Annotated in this window: 15 protein-coding genes; 5 read left to right on the top strand and 10 right to left on the bottom strand. The window is 46.0% G+C overall.

Features of this window, described 5'->3' with window-relative positions; genetic code table 11:
- Nucleotides 1–54 precede the first annotated feature (54 nt).
- The 3 genes from QUA90_RS21900 to smpB form a co-directional block, all read right to left on the bottom strand.
- A complete protein-coding gene (locus tag QUA90_RS21900; RefSeq protein ID WP_333081774.1) occupies nt 55–282 on the bottom strand; it encodes an Osc7112_2153 family protein in 228 nt (75 codons plus the stop codon).
- Entirely contained in the window at nt 279–1004 is a 726-nt protein-coding gene (locus tag QUA90_RS21895; protein WP_333081773.1) for a tetratricopeptide repeat protein, read from the bottom strand. Before QUA90_RS21895 ends, QUA90_RS21900 begins: the two co-directional genes overlap by 4 nt.
- Before the next feature lie 834 nt (nt 1005–1838).
- Entirely contained in the window at nt 1839–2306 is a 468-nt protein-coding gene (gene smpB / locus QUA90_RS21890; protein ID WP_006631384.1) for an SsrA-binding protein SmpB, read from the bottom strand.
- Nucleotides 2307–2433: 127 nt separating this feature from the next.
- Here smpB and xrtO point away from each other — a divergent pair, with 127 nt between their 5' ends.
- Nucleotides 2434–4008 (top strand): exosortase O, encoded by a 1575-nt coding sequence (gene xrtO / locus QUA90_RS21885; protein WP_333447704.1) that lies wholly within the window; start codon nt 2434–2436, stop codon nt 4006–4008.
- Nucleotides 3998–6898, top strand: coding sequence for a TIGR02921 family PEP-CTERM protein (locus QUA90_RS21880; RefSeq protein WP_333447702.1), 2901 nt, complete (start codon nt 3998–4000; stop codon nt 6896–6898). The genes xrtO and QUA90_RS21880 overlap by 11 nt, the downstream gene beginning before the upstream one ends.
- A 205-nt stretch (nt 6899–7103) precedes the next feature.
- Here QUA90_RS21880 and QUA90_RS21875 read toward each other — a convergent pair whose 3' ends face one another.
- On the bottom strand, nt 7104–7406 hold the full coding sequence (locus tag QUA90_RS21875; protein WP_333447700.1) for a Rieske (2Fe-2S) protein: 303 nt from the start codon (nt 7404–7406) through the stop codon (nt 7104–7106).
- Between the two features lie 99 nt (nt 7407–7505).
- Complete coding sequence (locus tag QUA90_RS21870; RefSeq protein ID WP_333173917.1) at nt 7506–7742, bottom strand: helix-turn-helix transcriptional regulator; 237 nt, start codon at nt 7740–7742, stop codon at nt 7506–7508.
- A 426-nt stretch (nt 7743–8168) separates the two neighbouring features.
- Between QUA90_RS21870 and QUA90_RS21865 the strand changes: the two genes are divergently transcribed.
- Nucleotides 8169–8357, top strand: a complete 189-nt coding sequence (locus tag QUA90_RS21865; protein ID WP_333107600.1) for a peptide ABC transporter substrate-binding protein — start codon at nt 8169–8171, stop codon at nt 8355–8357.
- A gap of 192 nt (nt 8358–8549) precedes the next feature.
- Here QUA90_RS21865 and QUA90_RS21860 read toward each other — a convergent pair whose 3' ends face one another.
- The 3 genes from QUA90_RS21860 to QUA90_RS21850 form a co-directional block, all read right to left on the bottom strand.
- Nucleotides 8550–9218 (bottom strand): HAS-barrel domain-containing protein, encoded by a 669-nt coding sequence (locus QUA90_RS21860; protein ID WP_333040001.1) that lies wholly within the window; start codon nt 9216–9218, stop codon nt 8550–8552.
- Between the two features lie 265 nt (nt 9219–9483).
- Nucleotides 9484–9675, bottom strand: coding sequence for an NAD(P)H dehydrogenase subunit NdhS (locus tag QUA90_RS21855; RefSeq protein WP_293145052.1), 192 nt, complete (start codon nt 9673–9675; stop codon nt 9484–9486).
- 131 nt (nt 9676–9806) lie between these two features.
- Complete coding sequence (locus tag QUA90_RS21850; RefSeq protein ID WP_333057242.1) at nt 9807–10877, bottom strand: Mrp/NBP35 family ATP-binding protein; 1071 nt, start codon at nt 10875–10877, stop codon at nt 9807–9809.
- Nucleotides 10878–11067: 190 nt separating this feature from the next.
- Here QUA90_RS21850 and hemF point away from each other — a divergent pair, with 190 nt between their 5' ends.
- Together hemF and QUA90_RS21840 are read left to right on the top strand one after the other, a co-directional pair.
- A complete protein-coding gene (gene hemF / locus QUA90_RS21845) occupies nt 11068–12111 on the top strand; it encodes an oxygen-dependent coproporphyrinogen oxidase (RefSeq protein ID WP_333322726.1) in 1044 nt (347 codons plus the stop codon).
- A gap of 57 nt (nt 12112–12168) precedes the next feature.
- A complete protein-coding gene (locus tag QUA90_RS21840) occupies nt 12169–12531 on the top strand; it encodes an STAS domain-containing protein (RefSeq protein ID WP_006631392.1) in 363 nt (120 codons plus the stop codon).
- Nucleotides 12532–12776: 245 nt separating this feature from the next.
- On the opposite strand, the gene QUA90_RS21835 is transcribed toward QUA90_RS21840, so the two are convergent.
- Nucleotides 12777–13397, bottom strand: coding sequence for a chromophore lyase CpcT/CpeT (locus QUA90_RS21835; protein WP_333322727.1), 621 nt, complete (start codon nt 13395–13397; stop codon nt 12777–12779).
- A 134-nt stretch (nt 13398–13531) separates the two neighbouring features.
- Nucleotides 13532–14119 carry an RNA-guided endonuclease TnpB family protein gene (locus QUA90_RS21830; protein ID WP_445300133.1) on the bottom strand — a complete coding sequence of 196 codons (588 nt, stop codon included), beginning with the start codon at nt 14117–14119 and terminating at the stop codon, nt 13532–13534.
- Nucleotides 14120–14145 lie beyond the last annotated feature (26 nt).

Below are 14145 nucleotides of genomic sequence, written 5' to 3'. Positions count from 1 at the left end.
CTGTTTGTGTAAAGTGGTGATGGTACACTCTACAAAATTTATTGAAAATAACTCTTATTCTTCGCTCTCCGGAGTCATGATGAATCTCGGACACGCATATTTTCCACCATTTCTATCTCTGCACTGTCGCATCGACGGATTCGAGCTGAACAGCATTTCCACTGATTGATTAAGGGCAGGTTTAACAGTCGCAGGAGTTGGCACTGCTTTTGAGGCTTGACTTAGCTCCAGGACCGTTATAATTGCCAGTAGGGTTGATGAAAGCAAAACTGTGCGTTTCATTTATTTCTTTTTTCCTCGTTTAATCGTTGACGTGCCATCCCTATCCATATATCCTCATCGAATTCTTGAGAATCCGCATACTTTAGACAAATTTTCCACTGCGGTAGCGCTTCCTTAGTATTTTTCATCTTTTCTAGGACTTGCGCTTTTAAGCAGTAAGTTGCTGGTCCTTCACTATCAAGTTTAATCGCTTCATCCAGATGCTGCAATGCCTCTGAATATCGACCCTGTTCCAGGCGAGCCCATCCCAAGTTTTTGAGTAAAGAATATTTTACTCGATCGTCCTCAGCTAATTTCAAACCTTGCCACAGGAAGTGAACCGCAGCCGGATAGTTTTTTTGATCAACTATATATAACCTAGCCAGGTTGCTGTAAGCAGCAGGCAGACCGAGTTTGGCAGCTTGCAGATATTTTGCTCTGGCGCATTGTAAATCTTGCACCTCTTCGCAAAGCCATCCTAAATTGTAAAGAGCTGTTCGGCTTTTTGGATCTACCCAGAGCGCTAACTCATATGCTTCTTGAGTATCAGCGAATCGATTGGCTTTGTAGTTTTCAAAAGCCCTATTATTAAAAAAAGATGCCAGTTCCGGCAACCCAATTTGCCAGCCGCCAAAGCCTACTGCTAGCATCAGCAAGAAGGCTCCCCACTTGGAGTTGTGATGCTTTTTCGCTGGCTCTTTCATAGCATTGAAAATGTTAGCTAATGGTGTCATTTTTAGCATTTTTTAACTTGAGAGTTGGGCGATATTTTGTTTACCAGATTTAATTGCCACCCTAATGGCATCATAATCTTAAGAAATGACTCAGGTTTGAGCCTATTTCTCATAAGAGTTTGTCAGTCCACAGCCGAATGCTTGGGTAATGCTCCCACTAGCCAGAGGTATTCGAGCATAGGTTAATCATTCATGAGACTCCACAAGCCATCCGGATATTTTCAGGAAAAAGAAGCGGGAAGCAGGAAGAAGGTAGAACTCTTCCCCTCGCTTAAGTAATAATACTTAGTCAGCGGTCGGTCGATCGACAGTATGCGACTGTATGAGGAGATACAGCGTATTCCAGGTTTATGAAGTGTAGGGACTTACCCTGGGCCGTTTCCCTACGGGGATGGAACGAGCTGGGGTTTAGTTCATCAACCTGGAATCTGCTGTAAGACGGACTCCGGTGAAATAACTCTAATTAAGTTTGTAGTGACGGTGGAAGTCCTCAAAATCCTCCCTTGAGGATTTTGAAAAATATTATGATGAGTAATGAACCGAAATCGATTTAAAATAGCCAATCATTAATCAGCAATCACCAATCATGAACCACTAATGACTCCTGACTAAGCTGTCGCCCATTTAAATTGTATATTCAGGGCGGGCGGGACGCCCACCCCACAATAATTGAATTTTTTTTGACAGACAATTTAAATGCAGAACAGCTTAATAAACATCTCCATAAATTAAATTTCCACCTTCGAGTATCAAAGGTTTGAGTTGATTTTTCGGAGATGTCTAATGACTAATGACTAATGACTAATGACTAATGACTAATGACTAATGACTAATGACTAATGACTAAAATTGCTTCATCGCTCTTTCCATATCCCGCTTGTCTTCGCGTTTCTTCAAATCTTCGCGCTTGTCGTACAGTTTTTTCCCTTTACCCAAACCGATATCAAGTTTTACCCAGCCGCCTTTCAAATACATTTTTAACGGCACTAAAGTCAAGCCTTTTTCTTCCACTTTGCCGATTAATTTGCGAATTTCCTGCTTGTGCATCAGCAATTTACGGGTGCGGCGGGGTTCGTGATTAAAATAGTTACTAGCACTTCTCCAAGGCGAAATGTGAACGTTGATTAGCCACAGTTCCCCGTTCCGAACTAAACCATATCCGTCCCGCAAATTGGCTTTTCCTTCCCGAATTGATTTGACTTCGGTTCCCTTCAATTCGATTCCCACTTGGTATGTCTCTATAATTTCATAGAGATGGCGCGCTTGTCGGTTATCGCTAACAATTTTGTATCCTGGGCTTTTTTCGCTCATTTTTACCTCCGCTAAAATTAATTATTATAACGCTAGCTTCTCTGTAGAGAAAATCGAAGCTTGACAAAACTTAAATAATCGGTCTGGACATTACCAATTTGGCTGAGCTAAGATGTCACCAACGTGAATGTCAAGCGGTATCATGCAGCGCACCAATATCACTGATTCTGCAATTCCAGATTCTGTTACTCCTCATCCTGCGGTTAATTTGGTTTGGCTGGCTCCTTTTTTGCTGGCGCTTGCTTGGTTTTGGGCCAATATCTCGGCTGTTAAGTGGCTGTTATCCTCGTTTGTTGAGATACCCACACTATATAAAATAGTAATTGGCTTTCTGATTGTAGCATTAGTAGTGCGATCGAGCGGGAACTGCGTTAGCGCAGCCCTCGAAGAGGATCGCCCGCCCGGATTTTCGCCCAATTTCGTTTTGAGGCGATATCCGCTGCTGTTGATGTTGAGTGCGGGTATTTGCTCGATCGCCCTTCAGTACATAATTGATATCAAACAAGTTACTGTCCTGCTATTTATCCTCGGAACTTACGGGCTGTGCGGCTTATTCGTCGAGCAGAACTTTTGGCAAAAAAACTTGCCTGTGGCGGGCTTGCTGGCTTGTATTTTACCATTCAACAGTCAGTTTAATAGCGGCTTAGGTTTGCCGGCGCGAGTGCTGACTGCTCAGGTAGTAGAACAGTTGCTGTCAATGCTGCACGTTGGCGCTATTTCTTCTTACGATATTATCGTTTTGGAAAACGGCATCGCTCACGTTGACGTGCCTTGTAGCGGCATTAAAACCCTCTTAGTCGGAACGCTATTTTTGCTAGCTGCTACCTGGCTGGAAGGGCGTAAATTAAGTTTAAGATGGCTAGCCGTCGGCGCTGCTAATCTCTTAATGTTAGTGTCTGCTAACACTGCCCGGGTTGCCGTGTTAGTCCTGGTTTCAGAAGTGTTTAACCAGCCAAACCTAGCACAAATTATGCACGTTCCTCTGGGAATTGTCGGTTTAGTATGTGCTTCTTTTGTAACCTGGTTAATGCTGCAACGAGTACCGAAATTTCAGCCAAAAAAAACCAGCGGTATTTCTGCAAAATCCAACTCAAAAATACTACAGAATCACCCTTTAGCCAAACCCGGAATAATTGCCGCAGTCATAGTTTTGGCAGTCATGGCTCAACTGTCTCATGTAGAAACGTCAAAAATGGCGATCACACCTTTAAGATTGCCTGAATATATTAAATCAGAGTCGATTCCCCTGAATGCTAGCGAACAAAAATTCTTTGGCAACTATCCGGACACGCAAACACAAAAAATCAGATTTGTCGCCGGCAACTTGCGCGGTTCCATGCTCACAGTAGCCAGCACATCGTGGCAAACTTATCACGCCCCCGAGTTGTGTTTTGTAGCGAGCGGAATTCCCGTCAATCGCATAGAAAAAACACAGCTAACTCCTGCTGTAACGGGGCGCTGGCTGTCTCTCCAAGACAACCAACTATCCGCTACATACTGGCTGCAATCTGCACAGCAAACTACCGATAACTTCTTGTCGCGCATCGGCAGCGATCTCACTCACAAAAATCACAATTGGGTGCTAGTTTCTATTTTATTTGACAGTCCGGTACAAGCAGAAAATCATGAAGTAAAAGAGTTTGCTGGTAACGTATACGATACCATTAAACAAAGCTTACAAGGAGAAATGAATGAAAATTAAACAGGTATTTGATGGAATTTTTAAAACAATTTTTTGGGCGTGGAATTTGACGTTTTTATCGATTGTTTACTTGGGACTTTTGCCTATTATAGGAGTGCCATTAATTAAAGCCACAATCGATGGCATCATCCCCCTAGAGTTTTCTTTGACCATGGCAGCTACGATCGCAGTACCCACTGTATGTACTGTAATAGGAGGTAGGCGTTTTGGCAAGCAACCCCTACAGCTAATGCGTTGGTTTTACGGCGTAGAAGCACCGCTATTTTTGCTTTGTTTGCTCCGCTTGTTCCTGCTGCGAGAACTCACTCCAGCTAGTTCTCTAATCATCGCTACTATTGTTTTGTGCATCGCGGCATTTTCAGTGGAAATGCTATACGGATATCTGGGTAAAAGAGAAAATGTTCACAATATCTCAGATTCTCAAACTTCTCATAATAAACAGCCTCGTTATTTACAAGCAAACGGAAAAAAACGAAGTGCATGGCTGCAATTAGGATGCCACAGTTTAATGCTAGTAGTTGGTATTTGGGCGGCAACATTGCTGCTTTATTACGCTGTACCTGTGGCATTGTATACACTTTATGGATTCTTATTTTTCGTCATTCAATTTTTCAAGTTTACATGGGTTTCACCATTTCTGGAGATGTTTAAATACGGGGCGTGGGCCTCTGCTTTAATTTGGATACCGCTATCGTTTATATTGTTTGGTTTAACCTGTAGCTTGTTCGTGGTTATGCCTTCGCTGTACGGCTTTCTCTACATTCATTCCGGCCGGAAAATATGGCAGAGTTTTGCTGAACAATACGGGAAAAATAAAGCGCTAATCGGAAGTTTGGGAGTCATAGCAGCTTGGCTGGCTATTTTCTCGGCTTTGCAGCAGCAGCCACAAGTTGCAGCACTGAAAATGTTGGCGACTCCCCCCGCAAACGACAGCAGCCGCCAAACTTTATTAGCCAAATCTGATGCAATTCGATCCGGCTTAGTTAACGCTTATTTGTCCCCTTACCGCTACCTCAGCACTGTAGGAGAAAACAACCACATTTATGAGATGTACAAAAATATTTGGATTTTCCCTGACGAAGCGGCTCACACCTTGCAGAACAGCTATAATTTTTTAATGTCGCCGTTTTTGTATCAAGGCTCTAGTGCTGATGTGGAAAAAGCCGAAAAACTCTACGGCGAATTCTTCGATACGGAACTGCAAAAAGGCGACAGAGAAGCAGTAAAACACGCGGTACAGTCAACATCAAACCGGGAAGAAGCTAAAGCAGGTTTGCTGAATGTCAATCAAGAAAAAGTATGGTTGCAGTCGCAAGAAGTGACAGTCAAAGAAAACGGCGACTGGGCTGACGTTCAACTCTACGAAGTTTACAAAAATCAAACGCCGAACTTACAAGAAGTATTTTACTACTTTTCCCTGCCTGAAAGCGCCGCAGTTACAGGAGTTTGGCTGGGAGATACTGGGGATTTAAACAAACGTTTTGTATTTACGGTATCGCCTCGCGGTGCGGCCCAGCAAGTCTACAACCAACAGGTAGTAGAAAGAGTCGATCCGGCTTTGCTAGAACAAATTGGCCCCAAACAATACCGTTTGCGGGCTTTTCCAATCCCGGCTAAACGAGAATTCACCCAAACTGAGGGGCCAACGGAAATGCACCTGTGGCTGACTTACAAAGTCATGCGCCAGCCGCAGGGTTGGGCGATGCCTGTTTTGGCTGAAAAACGTAACATTTTTTGGAACCAAAATACTCGCCGCACGATCGCCGGAAAAGAGGTAAAATACAGCGGGAAAGAAGCCAGAGAAACTTGGCTACCACCCTTTTTGCCCGCAGTCGCACAGCAACCGCTAACAGCGCAGCAGGCGATTCTACCGGGAGGAAATATCATTTCTGCTAAGCCGCTGGCTGATGCAAATTACTCGCTACCGCAAGGCAAAAAATTTGCAGTTATTCTCGATACTTCCCGCAGCATGGCGGCGGAAAGTAAGGAAGTAAAAGAGACTTTTGAATGGTTGAAAGCTAATGCAGCAGGCAAAAATGCTGTTGATTTGTATGTCGCCAGCGCTGCGGGAATGCCACCTAAGTTTGTGGAAGATTTACGCAGTTTCGATGCGGCAAAGGTGACATTTTACGGTACAATCCAGCTCAAAGATATGCTGCAACAGTTTACACAGTTGCGGGGCGAGAAAAGTTATGATACTGTATTTTTGGTGAGCGATCGCCACAGTTACGAATTGTCGGACGATCGCAAACTTAAACTTTCCATCTCTGCACCTCTATGGACAGTGCATTTGGGAGGTTTTCCCCCCGGCTACGACGACGCAACTTTAAAGGTGATTCAAGATAGTGGCGGCGGAGTTGCTACTGATATGAAAGAGGCGATGCAAAGAGTAGCAACGACAGCAGCTTCGGATAAATCTACAGTTAGCGTTGTTGATGGCTATGTTTGGAGTTATGCCAAAACACCACAGGCGAAAAAAAGTGCAAAATCGGCGGTAATTGCAGAGCAAAAAAATGCTGGAAATGAAGGCTTTAAACCGATAGCTGCGCGGCAGTTGATAACGGCACTTAGCAAGCAGAAAAGTTCCAATCAATTAACGCAACTGGATGCGATGCACGCAGTAGCTAAAATTTTCAAAGTGGTGACGCCTTATTCTTCGATGATTGTGTTAGTTAATGACGCGCAAAGGGAACAGCTAAAAGCAGCGGAAGCTAAGAGCGATCGATTTGAACGCGAGGTAGAATCCGGTAAGGAACAGTTAAGTAAGCCGAATAATCCTCTGAATGTTTCGGGGGTTCCTGAACCGGAAGAATGGCTGCTGTTGGTGGTAGGTGCGATCGGGCTTTTGGTCATTTTCTTCCGTCAGCGGCGCGCGAAAATGGTAGGTTGACAGTAAATCCGGGTTGGCTACTCCCTCGATGATTGGGCGGTTGAAACCGCTACTACAAAAGCAAAGTCGGCCTCCGCAGACTAAGAGAGTGAGGGGGTATTTAAGCCGGATTTGATATCACATATTAATTTACAGTCGTCTGGAGACGACTTGAGCTATGAGACAGGGGTTTAAACCCCTGTCGGACTTAACGAATAACGAATAACTAATCTATCTCCACAAAAATGCGATCGCCCTCAATCTTTACCGGATAAGATTCCAGGGAATCGGCGGGTGCATTCAAACATTTACCGCTATCTAATTTGTACTGATACTTATGAAACGGACAGGTAATGATACCGTTATTTACCTTACCCATGTCGATCGGATATTCTAAATGAGTGCAAGCATTGCGGTAACAAGTGACATTCACCCCTTGACGATTCAAAATCAGCGAAGTCCCCTCAACTTTTACCTTCAACACACCCCATTCGGGAACTTGATTGATCCCTGTTATCTCTACCCACATATAATCTTTCTCGCTTTAAATAAATGATTGCAAACTAATAGGCGATCGCCCTTGAATGCAGCAAGGGCGATCGGTGAGGTCTCATCCACACCTGATAACCTAATCGTTTTCCTCGCCATTTCCCAGGTACAACCTGACGAATTCATTAGCCGCCTCCCGATTGAAGGTCTGCAACGCTTGCTTAATCGCAAATACCGCCTCGGCAGATGGGTCTCGTTCTTCGCTCACCCAACGGCTAACGTTTGAGCGATCGATTTCCATCTTTGCCGCCAATTGATATTGACTGATATCGTATGCCTCTAATATTTTTTTGAGGGCTTTACCTGCTCTTCCCATGCTCCCGATTGTGTCAGAGAGTCAGCCTCCTGTAAAGGTTGCTGATTGTCATCTAATGCGGTATACTGCGCTCAGTTGACAATTAGCACCTATTAGATCGAGGAGATAGACCGCAATGACTCAAACACAGCTTTTTGTTTCCACAGATCCTCCATTCCGCACTTCTTAACATAGTCAGAAGTGCTTTTACGGAAAACCGTTATTCCAGGGCTTTAATCTGCAATTATTTCTCAATAATAATTATTGTCCGGGAAATAGATAATGATTCTTTATAAAAAGCAATGTAGTTTAATAATGGTGTAAGCCTTGCTGATCAAGGTTGACAGCGATTTATTGATATAAGTCCTCAGAATAATATTAAGAAGTGCGGAATGTGGGACAGATATCAACGAAATCCCGACCTCGCCGACATCACAGCCAAATCCTGTGCCTGCTGAACCAGACCGGGAACCTGTGCTGATCCTAGTGATTGGCTCGCAGAAGGGAATCGATAAAATTGTTAGCGCACTCTACTTGCGTCGTTTTGCAGCAGTTCAAGAATGGTCGCAGATCTTACCTGCCCCGACTATCGGCAAGCTCATGCGGAGTTTGATTCGCTATGTTTCTTTAGATTAAATTGGGCAAAAATGCTCTTTGACATCAGACGCAGTGTTCTGCAAAACTGAAGGGGGCGATCGCATTTTAAATTAAGTGCGATCGTTTCTTCTTTCTCAATTTAATTGTAAGGTCGCTCAAATACCAGAGTCTGGCTCGTGCGATCGCCTCACTATTTGACGATCGGCCTCAAACATACTATTCAGCTTTTCCCTACGGATGAATCTGACTCAAAATCACCCGCAACCGATCGTAATCATCCTTCAACAAAACACTCAAACTCCTCCCCGCTTCCACCAACCAAGATCGATCGCGCATCCGCAACTGATAAATCTCCCGAATCGCCGCCGCCGTCAGCGCCTCCACCGGCGCATTAGCCACCCCCAGCAGCGTCCTCAAAAAATCCAACTGCACCGTAAAATCAATCACCTCATCGGGTTCGCAGCGATAAACCGCCTGGTGAATTTGCGGCGGGCGCGGCGGCAAATACTGATAAATTTTACCCCTAGATGGGCCGTGACCATTCAACCTTTCCGGCGCAGCCTCATACCCGACAATCGCCACTCGAAACTCGGTTTTTAGCATCGCAAAAATCTGCGGTTGTTCCTCCCGCAACTCTTCCAGCGACAAACCCAAAGCGCGAGCTCTGTGCACCGAGTCGATCGGGCTAGTCGTGGCATAATAAACCACGCCGTAAATTTGATTTTTCGACTCTTCATCCTCGGCCTTCACCCAACTCCCAAAAGGTGGCATCACGGGAAAGCTTAAGTCTTCCGGTTCTAAACATTGAGCCAGAAACTCCGAAGTTGCGGTCTCGATTACCTCAGCAATGCGATCGGGATGGCGCTCTTTTATAGCAAATTGGGGTAAAGGTAAACGCATAGTTTTAGTGATTAGTCATTAGTCATCAGTTATCAGTCATTAGTCATTAGTCAAGGGTTTTCATCTAGTAGCCTGGTCTTGGGTACTTTACCAATTACAAATTACATATAGCGATTCTAAATGAATTGTGTAATTGTTGTAGGGGCAAACCCCCCGTGGTTGCCCCGATCCGTGAGGGGTAGGCACGGGGGCACTACCCCTACATATTTTTACAACTGATTTAGGATTGCTATATTACCCATTACCAATGACTAATGACCGCTGACTATTTCGCGCGGCCAGCCGTAGCATCGACAAGTTCCAACTGCGACAGGCGGAACGTAATCAGCTTGTCCCAATTCCCGCCTTCAAACAGTACCGCGACTTTTCCGTCGGTAACTCGCTGGACTTGTCCTTGAAAGGCGTAGTAAATCTCACCCTTATCTTTAACTCGAACTGCCGAACCTGGAAAAATCATAATTGTTTGAATGTTAAGTTTGCTCTTTATAGCTTACCGTTTATCGTTTCTAGTTCCCAAGCAGAGCCTGAGAACTAGGCAAATCTTCGTCAACCGGAAGACGCGAGGCAAAGCCCCGAAACGAGAGTTTGTTAGGCTAAAGCTGCTACGGAAACTTTACCGGCAATGCGGCCCGCGATCGCCCGCAACTCCCTAGCTGAAGCAGAACCCGGTTGCCCCACCACGATCGGCACCCCCGAATCGCCACCTTCCCGCAACGGAATTTCCAGCGGAATGCGGCCTAACAGCGGCACTCCCAACTCAGCAGCAGTCTTTTCCCCACCACCAGAACCGAAAATATCGTATTGCTTATCGGGCATATCCGGCGGCACAAAATAGCTCATGTTTTCCACAATTCCCAACACCGACACTCCCAACTGCTGGAACATCTTTAAGCCCTTGCGGGAGTCCAACAATGCCACAGTCTGCGGTGTGGTCACGATCACGACACCAGCCATCGGCACCGCTTGCGCCATTGTCAACTGCGCGTCTCCAGTACCCGGAGGCATATCGACAATCAGATAGTCTAAATCGCCCCAATTCACCTGATACAGGAACTGCCGAATGATCCCGTTTAACATTGGGCCGCGCCAAATGACGGGCTGGTCTTTGTCAATTAAAAACGCCATCGACACTAATTTGACGCCGTAGTTGAAGGCGGGTTCGAGGCTTTCGCCGCTTTTCCCGTCCCTAACCATCACTTTTGCGTCCCCCAAACCCAACATATTGGGGTCGTTGGGCCCATAGATATCCGCATCCAGCAAACCCACCTTAGCGCCGGTTTGGGCCAGCGCTACTGCCACATTTACCGCCACCGTGCTTTTGCCGACGCCGCCTTTGCCGCTGGAAATTGCGATAATATTTTTAACGCCTTCAATGCCTTGGCGATCGACCACTCCCTTCTGCTGTGGCGTCTCGGCTGTCACCTCCACCGCCACTTTTTCGACTCCTGGCAACTGTTTGACCGCTTTTTGGCAATCTTCGACAATAAATTCTCGCAGTGGGCAAGCAGGCGTTGTCAGCACTAAAGTAAAACTGACGACACCGCCGTCAATTTTTATGTTACGAATCATGTTCAATTCCACCAAACTCTTTTGCAGTTCGGGGTCTTGCACGGGTCGCAGGATTTCTAAGACTGAACTAACATCGAGTGTATTGGGCATTGTGTTCTCCACCATAGCTCTGCAATTGGGTTAGCGAATTTTCGATCGCACGTTTAAGTATATTTTTATTGCTATTTTTTAATGTAACTTCATAGCGATCATTTGCAGACCTACGGTGGCATAATTACATGACGACTGGATTTGGGATTCATCGCCCATCTAAAACTCAAATCTGACAACAGAAAATTTTATGACAGTTTCTACAACACTTAAAACCGCCACTTCCCCGTTTTTGCCGCCCGCTGACTCTAGAGCTAGAGTCAGCCAATTTATGAAAACCCTACAAGACGAAATTTGTCAATCCCTCGAACAGCTCGATGGCGTTGGCAAATTTAAGGAAGACTCTTGGGAACGCTCCGAAGGCGGCGGCGGACGTTCTCGCGTCATGCGGGAAGGCAATGTTTTTGAACAAGGGGGAGTCAATTTTTCCCAAGTCTGGGGCGAAAGTTTGCCGGCTTTGATTCTGGCAAAGCACCCAGAAGCCGCAGGTCACGATTTCTATGCAACTGGCACTTCGATGGTGCTGCACCCCCGCAATCCCTACTTGCCTACGGTTCACTTGAATTACCGCTATTTTGAGGCCGGCCCGATTTGGTGGTTTGGCGGCGGTGTGGATTTGACTCCTTATTACCCGTTGGCTGAGGATGCAGCTCATTTTCACAAAACTCTGAAAGCGGCTTGCGATCGCCACCATCCCGGATATTATCCGACATTTAAACTTTGGTGCGACGAATATTTCTATCTCCCCCACCGCCAAGAAACCCGCGGCGTGGGTGGCCTGTTTTTTGACTACCAAAGCGCTCAAGGCGCGCTTTACCGTGACCATAATGTCAAAGGCAAAGCGGCTGAGTGCAGCAACAACATCGGCGTGCCGGAACCTAGAACTTGGGAGTCGCTGTTCGCCTTCGTACAGGATTGTGGCCGGGCATTTTTGCCGGCTTACACCCCTATTATTGAAAAGCACCGATCGAAAGAATACGGCGAGCGCGAGCGTAATTTCCAACTTTACCGTCGCGGCCGTTACGTTGAATTTAACTTGGTGTACGATCGAGGCACGACCTTTGGCTTGCAGACCAACGGACGCACGGAATCGATTCTCATGTCCCTGCCACCTTTGGTACGCTGGGAATATTGTTACGAGCCAGAACCCAACTCTCCCGAAGCCGAACTCTACTCCAAGTTCTTAAAACCGCAAGATTGGGCGAATTGGATGCCTCAGCAGTCACCGACCTGAGTTAAACTACTGGGACAGTAACCACCGCGATAGATAATAAATTTGAGGGAAGGGTCAGTGATTCATATTGATCAAAAAACCCACACGCTTCAAGACGGTACAACAGTTATCGTCTTAGCACCGACAGGACGGTTGGACATCACTACAGCTTGGCAATTCCGCCTCAAGTTGCAAGAGTGTATTTCCAAACTTAGCCGCCATGTTGTAGTGAATCTTGGTCAGGTTAACTTTATCGATAGCTCTGGCCTGACCTCACTTGTAGCAGGTATGCGGGATGCGGATAAAGTTAAGGGAAGTTTCCGCATTTGCAATGTTCATCCCGAAGCCAAACTGGTGTTTGAAGTCACCATGATGGATTCTGTGTTTGAAATCTTTGAAACGGAAGAAGAAGCTCTAGAGGGGGTGCCACGCGCAAGTTGACCACTCCCGCTGGCATCGGTTGCGGTGTAAGCTCAATTTAAGCTTGAGGCTCACAAAATGCACCGGAGCCCTGCACAAGAACAGGAAGCAGGTAAATTCTTGCCAGCTTCCTTATGTTTTCTTTCTTTCTTGAGAGATTGAGAGGTTCACCAAAACACTAAAGTAGAAGAATAGGTCCAGGTAAAGTCTTGCCTTCTATCCTAGATAGCTAAATTTTTCTTCCTTGTTTCTTGTTGCTTCTTGCTTCAAACCAATATCTCAGGAGCAAAATCCTGACGCTTGACAAATCTAAAAGGGCCCATTAAAGCTCCCCAGATAGCCTTGCCTGTCGTGGGGCTTATTCCTTTGTCGTAGCTGAGAAATTCCTCGCCTGCGGCTTCAAATCCCAAGTCTACTTGGTAATTTTGCCCCCCGTAGGCAAAGCCGCAGCGAGTGCCCTCCGGCAAAGATGCGCGAAAGCGATAGCTGTTTGAGGCTAAATTTTCCACTGAAACCGAGAGGGTGCAGCCGGGGAGGAGTTGGATTTGCTCCTTCGTTAGCTTTCTAAGCAAGTCGGGGTTGCAACCGGCTCCTTTGACGGCTGTAATGTCGTTGAACATATAATACTGAGCTTCAATCAGTCCTGGCGCTATCTGTGAGTGCCTCAGTTGCACGATTCGAGGGCGGTATGGGTTGTCTAATTTCAGAATGTTGGCTTGTTCGGCAAACAGGGCAATGCTGGGTTCGGAAAATAACCGAACCGGCAGGGGTCTTTGCCACATACGAAGGTGGACGTACCACGTCGGCTCTGCTAGCGCTTGTTCCCGGTTGTCAAATTCGCCCGCCATGTACTGGGCTAAAGCTATTAATTCAGGAGAAATTGTCATGTTTGTTTGATGTTTCAGGATTAGGGGTTGACAAAAAAAACTTAATTGTGATAAAGGGTTAGCCGATCGGGGCAAGTCAGAAGATTAGATTTTTGACATCCACCCTGACCTAAAGGTACAGGGATTCCCAATCGTCACCGATTAGATTTCTGCTTCATAGCACCCGCCCTAACAGATTTGCTCTGTTCGGGTCTTACGGTCCCTCCACAGACTGACACGGCTAGCCCAGCCGCCAAAATGTTTTTTGCTGCGTTAATGTCACGATCGTGGTTTGCGCCACACTTAGGGCATTCCCATTCTCGAATATTCAACGGCAATTTTTCAACAATGTGACCGCAGTTTCCACAGCGTTTAGAGCTGGGAAACCAGCGGTCTATTTTTACAAACTCTCGCCCATACCACTGGCACTTGTAACTTAGCTGGCGAATTAACTCGCCCCAACTAGCGTCACTAATAGCAAGAGCTAATTTATGGTTTTTCACCATATTCTTGATAGCCAAGTCCTCAACGAAAATCGTTTGATTTTCACGAATGATTTGAGTTGTTAGCTTGTGCAAGAAATCTTTGCGGACATCGACTATTTGTGCGTGGACTCTAGCCAGTTGCACCCGCGCTTTTTCACGGTTACGACTTCCTTTTTGCTTTTTGGCTAGAGCTTTTTGCTTCCTTTTTACAGGGGATTCCAGGTTTATGAAGTACAGTAGCAGCAGCTTGTAAACCAGTTTTTAAAGTGCTTAATATTAACCAA

Origin of the sequence: Microcoleus sp. D3_18_C4 (genome assembly GCF_036702355.1) — a bacterium.
GTDB lineage: Bacteria > Cyanobacteriota > Cyanobacteriia > Cyanobacteriales > Microcoleaceae > Microcoleus.
Note: the sequence above shows the minus strand (reverse complement) of the source record. Positions and strands in the feature narration are given on the sequence as shown.